Source organism: Vibrio sinaloensis DSM 21326, assembly GCF_000189275.1.
Taxonomy (GTDB): Bacteria; Pseudomonadota; Gammaproteobacteria; order Enterobacterales; family Vibrionaceae; genus Vibrio; species Vibrio sinaloensis.
Genome location: NZ_AEVT01000093.1, coordinates 154452 through 172898 on the forward strand (window position 1 = coordinate 154452; position 18447 = coordinate 172898).

Below are 18447 nucleotides of genomic sequence, written 5' to 3' on the forward strand. Positions count from 1 at the left end.
TTGCTGTATTCTGTGTGGCGTTAATCGTTCAGATTAGGATGCTGGCGAGTCTGGTAACGCGGCAACTGTTTTCTTAGTTGCTCGAAGGTGTTCCTCGCACTTTCTTTAGCGAGTTGGTTAACCAGCCAATCAGGCAGTGCGCCACCTGGATCCGCAAATGCGGTGTACTCTATTAAAGTGGTCCCCGATGTTAGCTTTTGTAGCTGCCATTTCGCTTTTACTGACTGTATCCGGATGTAGCCTTCTTGAGGTGCAAGGACCGGATTTGGGGCATCTTTAATCTCTAAAACAAAACCAATGTCATCTGTGTAGTAGCGAGAATAAGTGACCATGTCACGGTCTTTTGCTGGCCAAGGTGCCAAAAACTGAGTGTAAACGATGTTTTCATTGCTCGATAATTGGCGCAGTACTCGGCTATGACTGACATTATCAATCCAATTGGGGACGTTAGCACTGTCTTCGAGCAAGGTTAAAAACGCAGAATAAGTGGTCGGGGTGAACATTTGCGCTTTAATTTCGACTAAACCGTCGCTGTGATCTCGGTAATAAACGCTAATACCGTTGTCGTCACTGTCGAACTTCCAGCTTAATATTGGTTGCGCTAAAGCTTGAGCACTGAGGACCAAAAGGCCGAGTGTTAACCAGCAACATTGCCATGCTCTTTCCATAAACACCTAATATATTCCGTAATGATTTCCGACGTTTATATCAATCTAGCTGAGTTCTTTCGAGTTGAACAGGGCGAAGGTGATTAATCGTGCTTCACTCTACCGCGCAGTGACTTGGTTTGTGATTTTATGTTTTTGCCTTTCAAACGGCGCTCTTTTGAAGCCCGAGTAGGTTTGGTCTCGCGGCGTTTTTTCTGCACGACCATGGCCGCGACGATGATCTCTTTAAGTCGATTTAATGCATCTTCTCGGTTTTGCTCTTGAGTGCGAAATTGTTGCGCCTTGATGGTAATCATGCCGTCTTTGGATATACGAGAATCTTTGAGCGCGAGAATTCGCTGCTTATACACATCCGGCAAAGTGGAATGGGGCACACTGAACTGTAAGTGAATAGCAGAAGACACCTTGTTGACGTTTTGGCCGCCTGCTCCCTGCGCACGAATGGCGGTGAGTTGTATTTCCCATGCTTGAATGGTCACTGTATTGGATATTTTAAGCATTAGGTATTCTCTTACGCAGGTGAAAAGTGTTGGGCCGAGTCCTTTTACCGTGAAAGCGGCGCTGTGTAAACCCACAAAGTGACGTATTCAGGCCTATCTCGGTGCGTGCGCTTCAATGGCACGCAAGTAAAAATTCAACGGGCCTTGTAGCATCTCTTCGCTCAATTTATTGCCGCTTTGGCATTGCATTGCGAGAGCAAAGCCATGTAGGTAATCTGCCAGCAAATCCAACGCTTGCTTTTGATGGTCCGAACTCAGTTGCAATGGTTCAACGATACGCTCAAATCGTTCGATGAAGACCATTGCAGGGCTGGTGGTCTCCATCGCCAGTAAAGTTTCTAATAACCCTTGATAACGGTGAAGCAGCGAAACATAACTGTAGCAGAGTTGTCGCAGCGCTTGCTGCCACGATTCATCGTCATTGGGTTGATGGATCTCCTCAATTAGAGATACCAGAATGCTCTCTTGAAGCGCATTTTTGTTCTTGAAGTAGTGATAGATTGCCATTGCATCGACGTTCAAGCTGTTTGCTAACGCGCGTATGCTGGGAATTTTGTGGTGTTCAACCATCAAGGTTTTAGCTTGAGCAAGTATCGCTTCGGTATTCAGTTGCCCCTTTGCCTTCTGCGGGCGGCCACGACGTTTCTCCTTGACAGACATGAGCTCACTTCCTTATTCTACAATGTAGAATTAATTGTATCGTATTTTCTATTTCATACCAAATGTATGGTTAGAGGGGCATTGGCATGGCAAACATTGTATTTATCGCAACCAGTTTAGATGGCTACATAGCCGACAAAGATGGCGGTCTAGATTGGCTGATGTCCGTGCCGAATCCTGACAACATTGATACCGGGTTCAGTGCGATTATGGAGCGAGTTGATGGCTTAGTCATGGGCCGAAATACGTTTGAATCGGTGCTCAGTTTTGATGTGGACTGGCCATATAGTAAGCCTGTGTTTGTATTGAGTAATACTTTAGAACAAGTGCCTGATGGTTACGAAGACAAGGTAGAACTCGTACAAGGTGACATCCCCCAACTGGTCGCGAGTTTGCACCAACGAGGTTACCAAGAGCTGTACATTGATGGCGGGAAAACCGTGCAAAGCTTTGCTAAACATGACCTGATCGATGAGCTGATTATCACGACCATTCCTGTTCTGCTTGGCGGTGGTGCGCCTTTATTTGGTGAGTTGGAATCACTGCAAAACTATCAGTTGGTTGATAGCCAAGTGCATTTAGACGCGTTGGTACAAAGTCGTTTTCTGCGTCGCCGATAATATCGAAACTGAGACGACAACTAGGAACCTCTATTTTGACAGGCAAAAGCCAGTGCTTTCGACTAACTTTCTTGTAAGCCGAAAACAAATGGAGGTGGCTATGAATCCGGTCGGTTGGTTCGAAATTTACGTCAATGATATGGAGCGAGCGAAAGCATTCTATCAAGCTGTTTTTGCTGTCACGCTAGAACAAATTTCAGATGAGGCGAAAGCGGGCGTCGAGATGTGGGGCTTCCCTTCTGATATGGAACAGTATGGTGCGTCAGGAGCACTTGCTAAGATGGAAGGCGTCGCGGCGGGCGGCAATAGCACCATGGTCTATTTCTCGTGCCAAGATTGTGCCGTAGAGGAGTCACGAGTTAATGACGCGGGAGGTAAAGTGGAGCACAGCAAGTTCTCAATAGGCCCACATGGGTTTATCTCAGTCGTTGCTGATACAGAAGGCAACATGATTGGCTTACACTCCATGAGCTAAAAAAAGCCCCAGATTTTAGTCTGGGGCGCATTTTATTATCTCATGGCGGCAGTGTGTTCACCCATCGCTATGAGTTTGTCGAGGATACGCTCACCATCGACACGTAAGCCATTGTGTTCGTACTCATTGGTGATCCAAGCCTTGGCATTAGGTATGGTTGCTAACGTCTCGCGGCTAATATCTATCTCAACAAACATATCATCGGCATAAACGGCGCAACTGACGGGTACCGTATTGTTGGCCAATTGTTGCGCGTTATATAACGGCGTCCAATCGCTCTTTTCGGCCAAAAGTTCCGCAGCCTGTTTCAATGGTTTGAGTGTCTCATATTGATCAAACATCCACGGGAAAACCATTTCGCCAGTGAAGTAGAACGCTTGCCCTGATCGGTAATTGAATTCTGGGTGCTCTTGTCTTACGCGGTGTGCGCTCCAGTTGGATGCGAAACCTTGGCAATAAATGGATTCGTGCAAAATCGCGTAGATAGGGTTGGTTTGGAAACTTTGCTCCATCAACATGCTGTTTAAAAACTCGTAACGCAGCTCCGTTTTCCCTTCTACCTCAATTAGTGCATTTTCCAGCATATAGTAAGTAGGCAGGAAGGTATCACTCATACCAAAGTTAATACCAATCTGCTGGAACTGTTCCACGGTAAAACGTTGGCCATTTGGCAATAGGACTTGGTTGGTGGCCAAGTGATCGGCGATTCGCTGACACAACTGCTGAGCTTTGGGGAATTGTTGGAAGAAAGCTTGGTTTTTTTCCATCGTGCGCTTAAAGGTCGCGTGATAAACATCATCGGGGTGACGAGAAACAGAAGGCACTCCACCCGTGATATAGCTGCGTGACAGACTTTCTGGAAACATAGAGAGGTAAGTCAGTGAACAGAAACCGCCGAAGCTTTGACCTAGAATTGCCCATTGCTGTACACCGAATTGTTGGCGTATGAACTCTGCATCGCGGACGATGTTGTCCGCTCTAAAGTGTGCTAGGTAGTCTGCTTGCTGCTGCGGAGTGAGGTGAGCGAGTGTTTGATGGTTTACTACTGAGCTATTGCCCGTTCCGCGTTGATCAAGCAATAGCACTCGATACTGCTGCATGACGCGCTTCACCCAACCGTTGTAGCCATTTTGTCGCGGAGAAGGGAATCCCGGCCCGCCCTGAAAATAGACCAACCATGGTTTTTGACTATCGCCGTCTTCGACTAAAGACAAAGCTCGGGCGAAGACTTGAATCGTCCCTTTAGACTCGTCGCTATAGTCGAGTGGAACTTGAAAAGTGTGCGGAGTGAATTTAACTCCAGAATCGACAAATTGTTGAGCAGTCATGTTGTTATTTTGCATCCGTGACGTAAGTGATGCTGTATCTTAGCGCTTTGCTTTCAGGATACCAATGGCTATCCAGCAATGTGCGCGCGCAGCCATCAAATGGCATTATGGCCGTGATCTCAATCATAATATGGCTTATGCTCGCATCGAGCCTTGGGCTCAATAACTCTCATAGACAACGAAAAGAATGAAATTATGAATTATTTTGACTCACCTTTTGCAGGCAAGCCTCTGCAACAACAGATCAGCAACCCAAACATCATTGTTGGTCGCCACAGTTACTATTCTGGCTACTACCATGGCCACAGTTTCGATGACTGCGCTCGCTATCTTAACCCTGAACGTAGTGATATCGATAAATTGATTATTGGCAGTTTCTGCTCCATTGGCTCCGGGGCGGTTTTTATGATGGCAGGCAATCAAGGGCACCGAACAGACTGGGCCAGTACCTTCCCGTTTTTCTATCAGGACAATGCCAATTTTAGCGAGGCGAAAGATGGCTTTCGAACCGCGGGCGATACCGTGATAGGCAATGATGTTTGGATTGGTTCTGAGGCCATGATAATGGCGGGCGTGACGATTGGTGATGGCGCTGTCATTGCGAGCCGCGCTGTGGTGACAAAGGATGTAGCGCCTTATGAGGTTGTGGGCTCAAACCCAGCAAAACATATTAAGTACCGTTTCGAACCTAATCAAATCGCTATGCTGTTAGAGATGAAATGGTGGACTTGGCAAGATGAGCAGCTTAAAGGCGCAATGAGCTTACTGTGCTCCGCGGATATTGATGCATTGTACCGTTATTGGCAGAAACACATCCGCTAACTAAATCGGCTACTCCGATAATACCTCATTCAAAATTTTTGAATAAGAGCCTCCAATCTATCCGCTCTTCATTCTTTCTCGCCTCGATAAACTGTTGCCAACAGTTAGGAGAGAAAGATTATGAGTAAGCAAAGAGAGATCGTTCAAACTATCAAAGCCCACGCGACATCCGATGGCGATGGGGTCAAAATTTCTCGTGTCGCGGGCTTTAATAATCGTCAGTTTTCACCATTTCTGATGCTTGATCAGCTTAAGTCTGATCAGCGCTCAGATTATGTTGGTGGTTTTCCTCCTCATCCTCACCGCGGCATTGAAACACTCACCTACATGATGAAGGGGCACTTTCAACATAAAGATCATATGGGTAACGTTGGGGAGTTACGCTCTGGTGGCGCTCAGTGGATGGCTGCTGGGCGCGGGGTCATTCACAGTGAAATGCCGATAATGGAGCAGGGTGATCTGCATGGTTTCCAAATCTGGATTAATCAGCCCGCACGAGACAAGATGAAACCAGCACAATACTTTGATTTTCAGCCAGAAATGATCACTGAATCGCAGAGTGAATATCATGGTCTACATCGGGTGATTGCTGGACGACTCACGGCAGACGGTGAGCTTTTACAAGGCCCATTGGATAAAACAGGTGTTGAGCTAAGCGTGTCTGATTGGCGCGCAAACACAGGTCAACATACTCAAGTGAACACACCAACAACGCACAATGCGATGCTCTTTGTTTACCAAGGCAGTGTGAGTATTGGCGATGAGGTGGTGACTCAGGGACACATGGCGTTGTTGTCGCAAGGTGACGCGATCACGCTTAACAGTCTAGACCAATCTGGTGTTCTGCTATTTAGCGGTCAACCAATTGATGAGCCAGTTGTTCATTATGGACCATTTGTTATGAACAGCATGGCCGAAATCGAACAAACGATTCACGATTACAATTCGGGCGTGTTCGAAACGTATTAACCTCAGTGCACCAGTTGCTTCATTCCACTGCCGCAGCTTCTTTGCACCCGCCGCCCTAATTGGGCGGCTTTTTTCTGTCTGCAATATCGTTCAATACTCTTAGTTTCAACTCCGATATCGTGCTCTAAACAAAAAAAGGAGTGAGTATGGATACGGTTCTAGTGGCGATGATGGGGTTTGCATTCGTAGGAGCGGTAACCCCCGGTCCTGTTAATCTGCTTGCGATTTCGACCGCGGTTCAACGAGGAAAAAGAAGCGCACTAAATCATGTGGTTGCCGCTTCTTTTGCTTACGCTTTGGTCGTGGTTACTTCAGGGATGTTTATGACCCGTGTGGGGGGCTGGTTACCAATGTTTGAACGCGGTATGCAAGTTGCTGGAAGTGTGTTCTTGAGCTATTTAGCTTACAAAATATATACCGCTCCAATAGGAGAAGATGTTGATGTGAACACTCAAGCAACGTCTGGCTGGATAACCGGTGCATTAACCCAGATTCTGAACCCCAAAGCTTGGTTGGTGGCAATGTCGGGTATCAGTGTTTACGTGATCGGTCAGGTGCAAGCCGAACAACTGTTGTGGGTATTTACCTTGGTGTCATTGTTTGCTTGTTTACTCGGGGTGGGTTTGTGGGCCATGTTGGGCAGCGTATTTTCGACATTGCTTTCAAAGCCTCATTGTATGCGGTGGTTTAATCGCGTAATGGCCGCTATATTGTTTATGTCCATGAGCATGATCTGGTTGTAGGTCTTTGGAGCGACAATAAGGAAAGGAAGCAATGAAGAAAGATCAAAGTGCGAGCTTTAAACAGAGCACGCTATTGCCATGGATTGAGCTTAGAATCGCCAACCAAAGCACAGCCTGTTATGACGCCCATTCTCATGATGAGTTCTCGTTTGGTATTATTCAGCAAGGTAAAGCACAGTATCGTAACCGCCAACAGGAGCACAGGATAGGGGCGGGTGACATTGTGACCATTAACCCTTCTGATGTGCACTCTTGTAATCCAGAGCAAGGTAAGTGGTCTTATAGCATGCTGTTTGTTGATGCGCTTGAGTTGGGCGAAGTTCAAGCAGATATTTTACAGAGCAGTCGCCAGCCCTCTCACTTCGATTACCAACCTTTCGCCGCTGATTGCAGCAGAGACAAGACCGTAAAGCATCGCTATGTGCAATTGTTTCAGTCGCTGAATCAGGAGTCTAACCCGTTGCGCGCTCAGTCTTGTTTGTATGATTTCGTTGAAACTGCGTTCTCGCTCAATTGTGACCAGAGCATAGATCGCTCACCTCCGTCACTTCGGCGGATCAAGGAAGCGCTGCTGGATGATATTCGTGGTGATCATCAACTGTCCCAGTTAGCGACCGAAGTAGAAATGAGTCGATATCAATTTCTAAGAGCATTTAAACATCAGTTTGGGCTGCCTCCTCACGCGTATTTGATGGATGAGAAGATCAAGCGCGCTAAGGTTATGTTAAAGAAAGGACTGGCTATTTCGGACGTCGCATACACTCTTGGTTTCTCTGACCAAGCACACTTTCAAAGGCATTTTAAAAAGCGCTTAGCCGTTACGCCGAAATACTATCAGTCCCATTTTATCGAATAAAAAAGGAAGCTAATGCTTCCTTTTTGTTGCCATCCCTAAACCACCGCCTTTGGCGGTGGTGATTGTCCCTAGGGGCAGTTGCCCGAAAATACACCCATGTTAGAAGTAATGCTCTTATTCACCACAAGTAAGAGGAGACAAATAACATTGGCGATTATAGAAGTTCATCACACGTCTACTGGCGATGCAAATACCATATTGTATGGACTCCTAGTATCGGTTTAAAATTCTCAAAGGCAGCGTTGCCAAGGAACTGTATAAGTCTATCTACATACTCTGCAACATGAAGGATCGTGAAGTGCAGGAGTGAAATATTCAGCCTGATCACGTTCATCTAGTTGTTATCGTTGCACCAAAAGTTTCAATCTCAACTTTGATGGGTATTTTAAAGGGTCGGTCTGTAATTCGACTGTTTAATCAGTTTGACCATATTCGAAAGAAGCTTTGGGGGAATCATTTTTGGGCGAGAGGGTACTTTGTCGATACGATAGGTGTGAACGAGGCCATAATTCGGCGCTACGTTAGACATCAAGACAAGAAAGACCAAGAGTATGAAGTGCAGTTAGAATTAAAGATGAACTAACAGCGTGGAAATGCCCCCTTTTAGGGGACTGAAAACTAAAGCCGCCTTCTAAGAAGGCGGATTTTTACTTTGGTTATTGATAATAATGCAATTAACCATGGGTGTATCTGATGTGAAGGTGCGTATACAGCTTATGTATGCATGTGTAATTAGTTTTTTGATTAATAGCCACCTGTGAGAACGGGAACTTTTTGAGTTTTTATTGAGTGGAGTGATGAACCTGAATTTTGTCTATATCATGTAGCTCGTAAAGTTTGGCTTTAACAGGCAAAAGGGCGGAATTCTTAGTAAGAGTGTGTTTTGGTTGGTCAATCTTACCAATCCAATAAGCCTCACCCTTAATAATGAACGCTAAAGCTTTTTCAATCACCATTAGAAAGATTTGCAAGCGAACCCAAAAGTTTTTACCTGATAAGGAAAATGCATACATGGTAAAGTACCTCAGTGTGCGTGGAGAACAAGGTGATTTACAAGAACTCTCAAAAATGCTGAAACAACATGATGTTGACAACTACGTGAGTGAAGTGAAGCAATTTAGCACATCGGCTTCGGATATTGTAACACTGCTAATTAACACTGCCCCTAATGCGTCCATCGCAAGCGTTCTTATAGCGCGGATTAGAATGAAACAAAACAGAAAGGTGTATATTCAGTATGTGGACAATACATCAGTTACACTTGAAGGCCATCACAGCAAAGAAGAAGTTGAGTATTATTTTAATCAAAAGGAAAGAGCGCAGATTATTGTTGAGTCTGATAGTGATGAAATAGAGAAATAACAATCACGTACTAAATCTGACCAGCAAATGATAATAACTGAACTAGGTTCACAATGAACTCCTATTGGCTAGGAATAAAAATATGATAGAAACAAACACAAATTTTGATTTTTGTGCAGAGAAAACCATTAAAGAATGGAACGAAGCCACAGGTATTGATAGCAAAGCTCTCTTTATTGCACTGGGGCAAACTGTCATTAACGTAGGAATGGGAGACGTCAAAGGGGGGCTCGAAAAATCCTTAGAGCTACTTAATGCTTTTGAGTCAAAAGATGAGGCTCTACCAGCTCCAGTTTTAGCTTGGCAATTGATCAACGTTGCTATATCGAAATCTATTTTTCAACTCCTGCAGGAGAATGATGAATTTTTAGAGATTGAGACCCAGAAACATGGTGTTGAAGATCTTGCGGTTTTCATTGTTAAAGCAATGGACTCTAAACCAATAGGGATTAACTCAGACTTTTTTGATGAACCTAGGCGCTTAACTCTTATCAGAACTCTTGAGCAGCCTTTGCAAGACTGGCTCATTGGCTTGGGTATACCTCCAGCATCAGCTAAGGCAATGTTTCTGCGCCTTGAAGACAAGTTTGTTACTCATTTACACCGAGAGTGGACTCAAAACCCTAATAAATATCATCTACTGGAAGAGGCTATCAATAGTCCTTTTTTGAAATCTGCCAAAAAGCAGCGAGATTGGAAGCTTTATTCAAACTGGCTTCAAGAAGAATCGAATAAACCAGTGTTTTCCGAAGCCTTTGGTTTGCGTCAAGTATACGTGAAACTTAACGGGTACTATGATCTTGATGAACCAAAGTATGAGACAAATAATAAGCACAAACCTGCCAGTACAGAAGAACATAAGCTGAACACAGAACTCGCTGAAGAAAAAGAACAACGAGTTGTCGATGTACATGAAGATATCTATGAATGGGTTACTAATTTCGATAAAGATTCAGCAATTAAAGTGATTTGTGGTGGGCCTGGTTCAGGAAAGTCGTCATTGGCTAAGGTGATTGCTGCAGATATTCCTAGAATTGCACCGAATATATCTGTTTTGTTTATACCTCTTCAATATTTTGATATCTCAAGTGATTTAACCTCTGCTGTTGGCCAGTTTGTTCAAGATGATATTTATCTATCGACCAACCCATTAGATGGTCAAGCCGGTGAAGATAGGCTACTCATTATTTTTGACGGATTAGATGAGCTGTCAATGCAAGGAAAGGTAGCCGCAGAATCTGCTCGTTATTTTGTTGAAGAAGTTATAACAAAGATTAATCGATTTAATGATCAAGGCCTTCAACGGCAAGCTATCATTACGGGGCGTGATATTGCTATTCAAGCATGTGAAGAAAAGCTTCGAGGAGTTAATCAGGTTCTTCACTTACTGCCGTACGATATTCTCGAGCATAAAAGACATAGAATGTATGACCCAAATAATCTTTTAGATATAGATTTAAGGGATTCTTGGTGGAAAAAGTATTCAGAAGCCAAAGGTTTTGATTATACCGAACTACCACGTGAACTTAGTTCTGACGATCTGTACCCTATTACCGTCGAGCCATTGCTTAATTACTTGGTCGCTTTAACCTATGAGCGAGGAGAGTTAGATTTCAGTAAAGAAATTTCACTCAATGAAGTATATGGAGATTTGATTAAGTCAGTTCACCAAAGGCAATGGGATAGAGGCTACTACAAAGGCACAGAAAACTTAGCAGCGGATAAGTTTGAACGAGTCTTGGAAGAAATAGCACTCGCCGTTTGGCATGGACATGGGAGAACAGCGACCCTCGCCAGTATTGAAACACAATGTAGAGATAGCAATTTATTAAAACATTTACAAAAATTTGAGCAGAGTGCTGAATCTGGTATTTCTCGTTTGTTGACTGCTTTCTACTTCCGACAAAGTGAAAAAATGTCCGGAACAGATAAAACGTTTGAGTTCACTCACAAGAGTTTTGGCGAGTTTCTTATCTCTCGTCGGCTTGTTACGCTGCTTAAAAAAATTCAGTTAAATATTTCTCGTTATGATGAGGACCCTGATGATGGATATAGTGAACGAGAAGCTCTGAAAAATTGGACTAAAATATGTGGTTTAGGTGCATTAGATGATTACATTATTACGTTTTTGTCGAATGAAATACTCTCTTATGATGAAAAGCAAAAAGCTCAGTGGCATAAAACTATTGGCCGCCTATTAAAGTATGCCCTTGAGAAAGGCATGCCTATGGAAGAGCTTGGAAGACTTAGCTATGTTGATATGGAGCGTCAATCATCAGCTAGTTTAACTGCTTTGATTGTAGTTCATGGATTGTGTGGAAAACATACCGGGAATTATACTGAGTTCTCAGATGGTGTTGATATTATCCAAGTCATAAATCACATCGAATATGTTACTCATAATGAAGATATACCTGCGTCATACTATTTAGGCTCGATTGGTATCACGAATAGAATGTACTGTGCTCGAGGGGCCAATTTTTTAAGTCTGCGGAACTCGATGTTGAATGATGTTCTATTTGATGACTGTGTGCTTATATGTTCAAACCTGACACGTTCTATACTCACAAATGTTCGTTTCGTGGACTCTAATTTGAGGGAATGTGCGCTCATAGGGTCTGAACTTGAGAATTCGAGCTTTGGACGTACGATTTTGAATGATGCTGATTTCGAGTCGGTCGAGATGAAAACAGTGCATTTTAATTCAAGTAAGGCGACTGGCGCAGACTTTACTTACCTTATCGCAAATGATGTTGAGATTTCTAAAAGTGATTTTTCAGCCAGCTGCTTTGAACAAGCGACAATGGCGAAGAGTATTTTTCGAGATTGCAGTTTATTAGGCATTGATTTTGATCGAGCGACACTGTCAAGCGTCGAATTTGCTAACTCTGATCTTCAAAAAGCCTACTTTGCAGATGCAGACCTTGAAGGGGTGAGCTTTAAGAATAGCCCACTTGATGGTGCTAGATTTGATAACTCAACCATTAAGAACACATCATTTAGTGAAGCTCAACTAGCCGGTGCCGACTTTCATGACGCGTGGTTGGAAAATGTAGATTTTTGCGGTGCCGACTTAAGTGAAGCTGATTTTACTGGTGTTGACTTAACGAAAGTTCAGTTGGACTCAAATACCAAACTTGATGGCTTATTAGTCGATGAAGTTACTAAGTTTTCAAAAGAACACTCAGTTTTTCTTGAAGGCGTTGAGTTTCAGCGGGATGAAGTGCTCTGAAGCGTGCTAAAAAACTTTTTGTAGAGCTCAAAGTTTCTAGTACTTATTTCATCCTTTTTGGGATTAGCCTTCCAGTATATTGAGGCAATTACTGCGAAGGGAGAAGGGATAATGATTAAGCTAGCCGTCAAGTAATTAAGGTCTTTATCTGTGTTTAAGAAACATTTAAATGACCCTGTAAACTGGGTTGAGTTTATTCGCGAAAACAATATTGAACGCCAAGAGCAAAAATGGTGGCGTGACCACCTGAATTTGGACTATACCTTTAATGATGAGTTTGAGGCATAACTGCTTTTGTTGTGCGCCCTACTCACACAAGAACATTGAAAAACTAACCGCAAATAATGCTGTATTCTTATACAGTATTATTTGCGTTTTTTTATGTCTATTCGAAACCTAAAAGACGGCTCTAAGAAGCCGTGGTTATGTGAGTGTTACCCCCAAGGACGGGGTGGTAAGCGTGTTCGTAAGAAGTTTGCTACCAAAGGAGAGGCCAAGTCTTTTGAGCTATTTACGATGAAGGAAATAGACGATAAGCCCTGGCTAGGTAAGAAAACTGATCACCGCCGTTTACACGACTTGCTAGATACTTGGTGGCATGTTCATGGTCACTCAGTAAAAACAGGTAAGAACTCGTACGATGTAATGGTCAAAACCGTCGAGATGCTAGGTAATCCTATTGCTCGGCTTTTCACTGCCAATGACTATCTAAAATATCGAGCTAATCGAGAGAGCATGGTCTATTTGATGTTCGTTACTATGCCGCGTGGGAGTGCGTTAAGCGAGCATTGCCAGAACATGTACCAAGTGGGCAGGCTACCCACGTACTTAGGCATACTTTCGCAAATCATTTTATGATGAATGGTGGGGATATTTTGGTTTTACAGCGGATTCTAGGGCACAAGAAAATCGAACAGACTATGGCGTATGCACACTTTTCACCTGATCATCTCATACAAGCAGTTCAGCTCAATCCGTTAGAAAACTAAACAAATAAAAATGGCGGCAAAATGGCGACATTTGTCAGATAACCTCGGTTATTGTCAGTCGTAGCCAGTTTGTCGCCATTTGTTTTCAATATTAGTGTTTATTTAAATCAATAGCTTATGCTGTTTTGGCCTCATCTCCGATAAAACCACCCGTTTGATGTGCCCACAACTGCGCGTAGATGCCGTTGCTTTGTACCAATTCTTGGTGTGTCCCTTGCTCAACAATCTCGCCTTTGTCCAATACAATGAGGCGATCCATTGCAGCGATGGTCGATAAGCGGTGTGCGATAGCGATAACCGTTTTACCTTCCATCAATTCATTTAGGCTCTCTTGAATCGCAGCTTCAACTTCTGAATCCAGAGCAGAGGTTGCTTCGTCGAGGATCAGCAGTGGGGCGTCTTTTAGCAATACCCGAGAAATCGCAATACGCTGGCGTTGACCGCCAGACAGCTTCACACCACGCTCACCCACTTGTGCATCGTAGCCGACATTGCCAAATGGGTCGTTTAGCGTCTCGATAAACTCATGTGCGTGCGCTTGTTTGGTTGCTCTGAGTAGATCCTCTTCGCTCGCATCTGGATTGCCGTACAGGATGTTATCGCGGATTGAACGATGCAGCAGCGAGGTGTCTTGCGTCACCATACCAATTTCTGCGCGCAGTGAATCTTGCGTCACGTCAGAGATCACTTGACCATCAATTTTAATCTTACCGCTTTCAACATCATGGAAGCGTAGTAGCAGATTGACTAAGGTTGACTTACCCGCTCCTGAACGACCAACCAGGCCGACTTTCTCGCCCGGTTTGATGTTTAAGTTCAGATGGCTGATCACACCTTTGGTTTTGTCGCCATAGTGGAAGCTAACATCATCAAACTCGATACCGCCCTGTTGAACCTCTAATGGTTTAGCATCTGGCTTATCTTGAATATCGATAGGCTTAGACAGTGTTTTCATTCCATCAACGACGGTACCCATGTTTTCAAACAGCGCACCAACTTCCCACATAATCCACATCGACATACCGTTGATGCGCAGTGCAAGGGCAATCGCAATCGCAATTGAGCCGACGCTGATGGAGTTGTCCATCCATAAGTAGATGGAGAGTGCGCCAACAGAGAACACCAGCAGGTAGTTGGTAATTTCAACTGCGACATCAAACCCAGTCACTAAGCGCATTTGCTTGTATACCGTATCGAGGAAGCCTCGCATGCCTTTTTCTGCATACTCGGTTTCCCGCTTGCTGTGTGAAAAAAGCTTTACGGTTGCGATGTTGGTGTAGCTGTCTACAATGCGACCCGTCATCGTAGAGCGCGCATCCGCTTGCTCAGAGGCGACGCTTTTGAGCTTAGGTACAAAGTAGATTTGAATGGCGACATAGCAACCAAGCCAAATGACCATCGGGATCATCAGGCGCCAGTCAGCTTGAGCTAAAAGAACGACCATAGCGGTAAAATAGACAGACACATAAACGAAAACGTCCATCGTCTTCATTACGGTTTCACGCACTGCCAGAGAGGTTTGCATTACTTTTGTTGCAACGCGACCGGCAAAGTCATCTTGATAGAAGTTCAGGCTCTGCTTAAGTAAGTATCGGTGCGCTAACCAACGGATAGACATTGGGTAGTTACCTAGCAAAGTCTGGTGAGCCAGCAACGAATAGCAAGTGACTAAGATTGGCATCACAACCAACAGCAGGATGCCGTAAACAATCAGCTCACTTTTGTTGTCTTGCCAAAAGGTTTCTGGGCTACTTGTCGAAAGCCAATCGACTAGGTTTCCCATTGCGCCAAACAGCGAGACTTCAACAATCGCAACAATGGTGGCCATGATAGACATGAAGATCAAAGGGATCTCATAGCCGCGAGTGTAATAGCGACAAAAAGCAAAAATACCACTAGGTGGTTGGGTTGGCTCTTCGTCAGGGAAGGGTTTGGTAAATCCTTCAAATTTCTTAAACATACATGTTTCCTAAACGCACAAATGACAAAGAATATGTCGTTACGACGAGTGTATTCGTCCAATGATTGGGAAGGCTAAACAATGGTATACCTTTCGTAATGGAAATGTAACCAGTGGAATATTCTTAATTTTGCATATTATTCACTCGTTGGGGCTAAAGCGTCATTGTGCCAATAAAAGTTTCTGGCTTTTGTTGGTGATGCAGTTAATATTACTGCTTATGGGATTAAATTGTAGGTAACTTCAGTAATTGTTCATTTAACATTATGTCTACAATTGGCTGCATTGAGTGAGAAAAAACTGAGTTTGTCACTATGTTGAAACAGCAAACCCTACTAGAAAAACAAAACGCCACGGTACAAAACGCTAATTGCGTGGTTATGGTGCCGCCAAAAGAATTCGCATTTAATGCTGAAACCGCGAAAGACAATGAGTTCCAGCATCAGGTTAATGATACCAATGAGCATATTCGCCACAGTGCTATGCAAGAGTTCAACACTATGGTGGATGAACTGCGTCAGGCGGGTGTTCAAGTGGTGGTATTTGATTACCCAAAAGGTGAAGTAGAAACGCCGGATGCCGTATTCCCAAATAACTGGTTTAGTACCACACCAAATGGTGAACTGTTTACTTTCCCTATGGCTTGTCATAACCGTCAACATGAAGTTAAGCCGGGTGAATTGCGTGAAACGCTTGAATTGGCTGGACGCCAGGTAACGGCGACGGATTCGTTACTGTCATATTTAGAGGTAAACGCTCACCTTGAAAGTACGGGTGTAATGGTTATGGATCACCCGAATAAAACCATCTATGCGGCTTTATCACAGCGTTGTGATCGTGAAGTACTGGAAGACTATGCAGAACGCATTGGCTATAACCGTGTGGTTTCTTTCCAGACTGCATTGCCGTCAGGTAAACCGATTTATCATACTAATGTGATGATGGCGATCGGTGAGAACTTCTGTGTGATCTGTGATGAGGTGATTCCTGAGTTCGAGCGACGTTTTGTCCTCAAGTCGCTGGCTAAAGACAAGCAAGTGATTTCTATCTCGCTGGAACAAATGAACCAGTTCTGTGGCAATATTCTTCAGTTGGAAACCATTAATGGTGAGAAAGTGATTGCGATGTCGCAGTCCGCTTTTGATGCGTTCTCACCTGCTCAGAGAGTTCAGCTTTCAAGCCATGGTCGCTTAATGCCATTCAATGTGCAGACGATCGAAAACATTGGTGGAGGCAGCGTACGCTGTATGTTGGGTGAGGTGTTCTTACCAAGCCGTGCACGCACCTTATAGACTAATGTTATAACTGGTTGGTCGCCCTGTATTCAGAAAAGCGCTTCTTAATGCCGATTAAGAAGCGCTTTTTATTGATAATAGTCCTCAAGGTAGGATTGCAGTGCCTTGATATCGACAGGGACAATTGCAGAGCTGTCGCTGTCTTTTCTGACTAAGCCTTCTTTAATCAATTCATGGATGATTCGAGTATAAGCGCGTTCTGTACAGCCAAATCGTTGTGCTTCTTGGTACATGTAGGTGTGACCGAGCGAAGCCCCAACCGAGGTATGGCGGCTAATAAGATCTTTAATGATGTTGAACTTTAGTGGGTAGAGTGAGCGTTCAATCGCGATGCCCATTGTATTGATATATATGTTCGACATCCGGTGGTTCATCCAAAAGGCGATGTGGCCATCTTGGAGCAAAATGTCGGCAAACTTCTCTTTAGGAATAACCACCAATTCCGCGCTGGTGGTTGCAATGACACTGAATGGACTGGGCCCGTCCGAGAAAAACTCCATTTCACCAAACAAATTATCTTTGAGGAAGTAGTCGCCTAAGCTGAGTGTTTTGCCATTTTCCGCTGTGTGCACAACAGAGAACTGAGCGGCATCTGACCAGTATATTTCGTCAACATCGCTATGCTGGCGAATAATGAACTCGCCTTTATCTACTCGACGAGTTTTGAAATCAGGGTTTTTCACTAACTGACGGATTTTATCCAGTCCGATTTGCAAAATGAGGCTTTTATCCATAATGGTTGTTCGTTATATCAGCGAGATGAGGAAGAATTTCATTAGACCCGACAATTGTCGTGTTACTTCTGTAAGCTAATCATATAACATGAGTTTTATCGTTATCAAAAACAAAGTACAAAGCGCTTAGTCGTGACGATTGCTATAGTTGCAATACGCCCGTGATATCCAGCGCCTTGTCGACAGTCGTGAAAGTTAGGACATAAAAAAGATGAACTATTTTGATCTGCCAAAAATTGATCTCCATTGCCACCTAGATGGCAGCCTTCGCCCACAAACCGTGATTGACTTAGCGGCTGAACAGAATATCGATCTGCCAAGTCAAGATCCTGCCGTAATCAAAGAGATGATGGTAGCACCAGAAACCTGTCCTAACTTGCAAGAGTACCTAGATCGTTTTGCATTACCGGTAAAAGTCATGCAAACCGCAGACGCGATTGAGCGCATTTCTTTCGAGTTGTATGAAGATGCAGCCAAAGAAAATGTTAAGTACCTAGAAGTCCGTTTTGCTCCGCAATTGCATATTCAAAAAGGTCTAACGCATGAAGAGATCATTGCTAGCGCAGTAAAAGGTATGCAGCGTGCTGAAGCGCTTTATGACATCAAAGGAAACTACATCCTATCTGCGGTGAAGTTCTTGCCGTCTGATACGATTAAGCCGGTATTGGATGCTGGTGAAGCATTCTTAGGCAAGGGTGTGGTTGCGTTTGATTTAGCGGGCAGTGAGCTAGATAACTTCAGCCACGATTATGTTGAGTACACGCAGTATGCTCGTGATAAGGGTTATCGCATTACTATTCATGCCGGTGAGCAAGGCTGCGGGCAAAATGTTTACGATGCTATCGACCTACTGGGTGCTGAGCGTATCGGTCATGGTGTTGCAATCAAAGATCACGCAGAAGCTTACCAACGTGTTAAGCAAGATGTTGTTGGCCTAGAAGCATGCCCAAGCAGTAACGTACAAACTAAGGCGATCCCAGAGCTTAAGTTGCATCCTCTGAAAGAGTTTCACAAAGATGGTTTGCCAGTCACTATCAATACCGACAACCGTACCGTGTCAAACACCACTATGACCGACGAAGTGCGTAAAGTGATGGAGCTGTTCGAGTTAACAGAAGAAGACTACCAGCAAATCTATATCGCGAGTGTTGAACAGTGCTTTGCTTCCGATGAAGTGAAACAGCACCTTAAACAATACGTTTAAGACTCATCTGGTATAAAAAAACGCCTCCTA

At 44.1% G+C, this 18447-nt stretch carries 18 protein-coding genes and 2 pseudogenes; 13 read left to right on the forward strand and 7 right to left on the reverse strand.

Annotation, left to right across the window (positions count from 1 at the left end; translation table 11 throughout):
- Positions 1 to 20: 20 nt before the first annotated feature.
- The 3 genes from RH45_RS16855 to RH45_RS16865 all read right to left on the reverse strand — a co-directional run bounded on the left by RH45_RS16855 (position 21) and on the right by RH45_RS16865 (position 1828).
- Positions 21 to 668 carry an START domain-containing protein gene (locus RH45_RS16855; RefSeq protein ID WP_008079356.1) on the reverse strand — a complete coding sequence of 216 codons (648 nt, stop codon included), beginning with the start codon at positions 666 to 668 and terminating at the stop codon, positions 21 to 23.
- 83 nt (positions 669 to 751) lie between these two features.
- Positions 752 to 1168 (reverse strand): alternative ribosome rescue aminoacyl-tRNA hydrolase ArfB, encoded by a 417-nt coding sequence (gene arfB / locus RH45_RS16860; RefSeq protein WP_008079358.1) that lies wholly within the window; start codon positions 1166 to 1168, stop codon positions 752 to 754.
- A 93-nt stretch (positions 1169 to 1261) separates the two neighbouring features.
- Positions 1262 to 1828, reverse strand: a complete 567-nt coding sequence (locus RH45_RS16865; RefSeq protein ID WP_008079360.1) for a TetR/AcrR family transcriptional regulator — start codon at positions 1826 to 1828, stop codon at positions 1262 to 1264.
- Positions 1829 to 1914: 86 nt separating this feature from the next.
- Between RH45_RS16865 and RH45_RS16870 the strand changes: the two genes are divergently transcribed.
- Together RH45_RS16870 and RH45_RS16875 are read left to right on the forward strand one after the other, a co-directional pair.
- Positions 1915 to 2448 carry a dihydrofolate reductase family protein gene (locus tag RH45_RS16870; protein ID WP_008079362.1) on the forward strand — a complete coding sequence of 178 codons (534 nt, stop codon included), beginning with the start codon at positions 1915 to 1917 and terminating at the stop codon, positions 2446 to 2448.
- 94 nt (positions 2449 to 2542) lie between these two features.
- Entirely contained in the window at positions 2543 to 2923 is a 381-nt protein-coding gene (locus RH45_RS16875; protein ID WP_086027039.1) for a VOC family protein, read from the forward strand.
- Between the two features lie 35 nt (positions 2924 to 2958).
- On the opposite strand, the gene RH45_RS16880 is transcribed toward RH45_RS16875, so the two are convergent.
- Positions 2959 to 4251: an alpha/beta fold hydrolase gene (locus RH45_RS16880; RefSeq protein ID WP_039958854.1), complete on the reverse strand. Its 1293-nt coding sequence runs from the start codon at positions 4249 to 4251 to the stop codon at positions 2959 to 2961.
- Between the two features lie 192 nt (positions 4252 to 4443).
- Here RH45_RS16880 and catB point away from each other — a divergent pair, with 192 nt between their 5' ends.
- From catB to tnpA, 5 genes and pseudogenes are all read left to right on the forward strand, one after another.
- On the forward strand, positions 4444 to 5073 hold the full coding sequence (gene catB / locus RH45_RS16885; protein ID WP_071986192.1) for a type B chloramphenicol O-acetyltransferase: 630 nt from the start codon (positions 4444 to 4446) through the stop codon (positions 5071 to 5073).
- Between the two features lie 120 nt (positions 5074 to 5193).
- A complete protein-coding gene (locus RH45_RS16890) occupies positions 5194 to 6042 on the forward strand; it encodes a pirin family protein (RefSeq protein WP_008079368.1) in 849 nt (282 codons plus the stop codon).
- A gap of 146 nt (positions 6043 to 6188) precedes the next feature.
- The gene (locus RH45_RS16895; protein ID WP_008079376.1) at positions 6189 to 6785 is read left to right on the forward strand and encodes a LysE family translocator; all 597 of its coding nucleotides are present in this window, start codon (positions 6189 to 6191) and stop codon (positions 6783 to 6785) included.
- Positions 6786 to 6816: 31 nt separating this feature from the next.
- On the forward strand, positions 6817 to 7641 hold the full coding sequence (locus RH45_RS16900) for an AraC family transcriptional regulator (protein WP_008079377.1): 825 nt from the start codon (positions 6817 to 6819) through the stop codon (positions 7639 to 7641).
- 146 nt (positions 7642 to 7787) lie between these two features.
- Positions 7788 to 8224 (forward strand): annotated as a pseudogene (gene tnpA / locus RH45_RS16905) (IS200/IS605 family transposase).
- A 199-nt stretch (positions 8225 to 8423) separates the two neighbouring features.
- On the opposite strand, the gene RH45_RS16910 reads toward tnpA, so the two are convergent.
- Entirely contained in the window at positions 8424 to 8654 is a 231-nt protein-coding gene (locus RH45_RS16910) for a hypothetical protein (RefSeq protein WP_008079379.1), read from the reverse strand.
- On the opposite strand from RH45_RS16910, the gene RH45_RS16915 reads away from it, so the two are divergent.
- The 4 genes and pseudogenes from RH45_RS16915 (at position 8653) to RH45_RS16925 (ending at position 13224) form a co-directional block, all read left to right on the forward strand.
- Entirely contained in the window at positions 8653 to 9003 is a 351-nt protein-coding gene (locus RH45_RS16915; RefSeq protein ID WP_008079380.1) for a hypothetical protein, read from the forward strand. The genes RH45_RS16910 and RH45_RS16915 overlap by 2 nt on opposite strands.
- A gap of 82 nt (positions 9004 to 9085) precedes the next feature.
- On the forward strand, positions 9086 to 12235 hold the full coding sequence (locus RH45_RS16920) for a pentapeptide repeat-containing protein (RefSeq protein WP_008079381.1): 3150 nt from the start codon (positions 9086 to 9088) through the stop codon (positions 12233 to 12235).
- Positions 12236 to 12385: 150 nt separating this feature from the next.
- Positions 12386 to 12523, forward strand: coding sequence for a hypothetical protein (locus tag RH45_RS23585; RefSeq protein WP_008079389.1), 138 nt, complete (start codon positions 12386 to 12388; stop codon positions 12521 to 12523).
- Between the two features lie 93 nt (positions 12524 to 12616).
- Positions 12617 to 13224 (forward strand): annotated as a pseudogene (locus tag RH45_RS16925) (phage integrase).
- Between the two features lie 115 nt (positions 13225 to 13339).
- On the opposite strand, the gene RH45_RS16930 reads toward RH45_RS16925, so the two are convergent.
- Positions 13340 to 15184 (reverse strand): ABC transporter ATP-binding protein, encoded by a 1845-nt coding sequence (locus tag RH45_RS16930; protein WP_008079390.1) that lies wholly within the window; start codon positions 15182 to 15184, stop codon positions 13340 to 13342.
- A 314-nt stretch (positions 15185 to 15498) separates the two neighbouring features.
- Here RH45_RS16930 and RH45_RS16935 point away from each other — a divergent pair, with 314 nt between their 5' ends.
- The gene (locus RH45_RS16935) at positions 15499 to 16476 is read left to right on the forward strand and encodes an arginine deiminase-related protein (RefSeq protein ID WP_008079391.1); all 978 of its coding nucleotides are present in this window, start codon (positions 15499 to 15501) and stop codon (positions 16474 to 16476) included.
- A 71-nt stretch (positions 16477 to 16547) separates the two neighbouring features.
- On the opposite strand, the gene RH45_RS16940 is transcribed toward RH45_RS16935, so the two are convergent.
- On the reverse strand, positions 16548 to 17213 hold the full coding sequence (locus RH45_RS16940; protein WP_008079392.1) for a Crp/Fnr family transcriptional regulator: 666 nt from the start codon (positions 17211 to 17213) through the stop codon (positions 16548 to 16550).
- Between the two features lie 211 nt (positions 17214 to 17424).
- On the opposite strand from RH45_RS16940, the gene add reads away from it, so the two are divergent.
- Positions 17425 to 18417 (forward strand): adenosine deaminase, encoded by a 993-nt coding sequence (add, locus tag RH45_RS16945; protein ID WP_008079393.1) that lies wholly within the window; start codon positions 17425 to 17427, stop codon positions 18415 to 18417.
- Positions 18418 to 18447 lie beyond the last annotated feature (30 nt).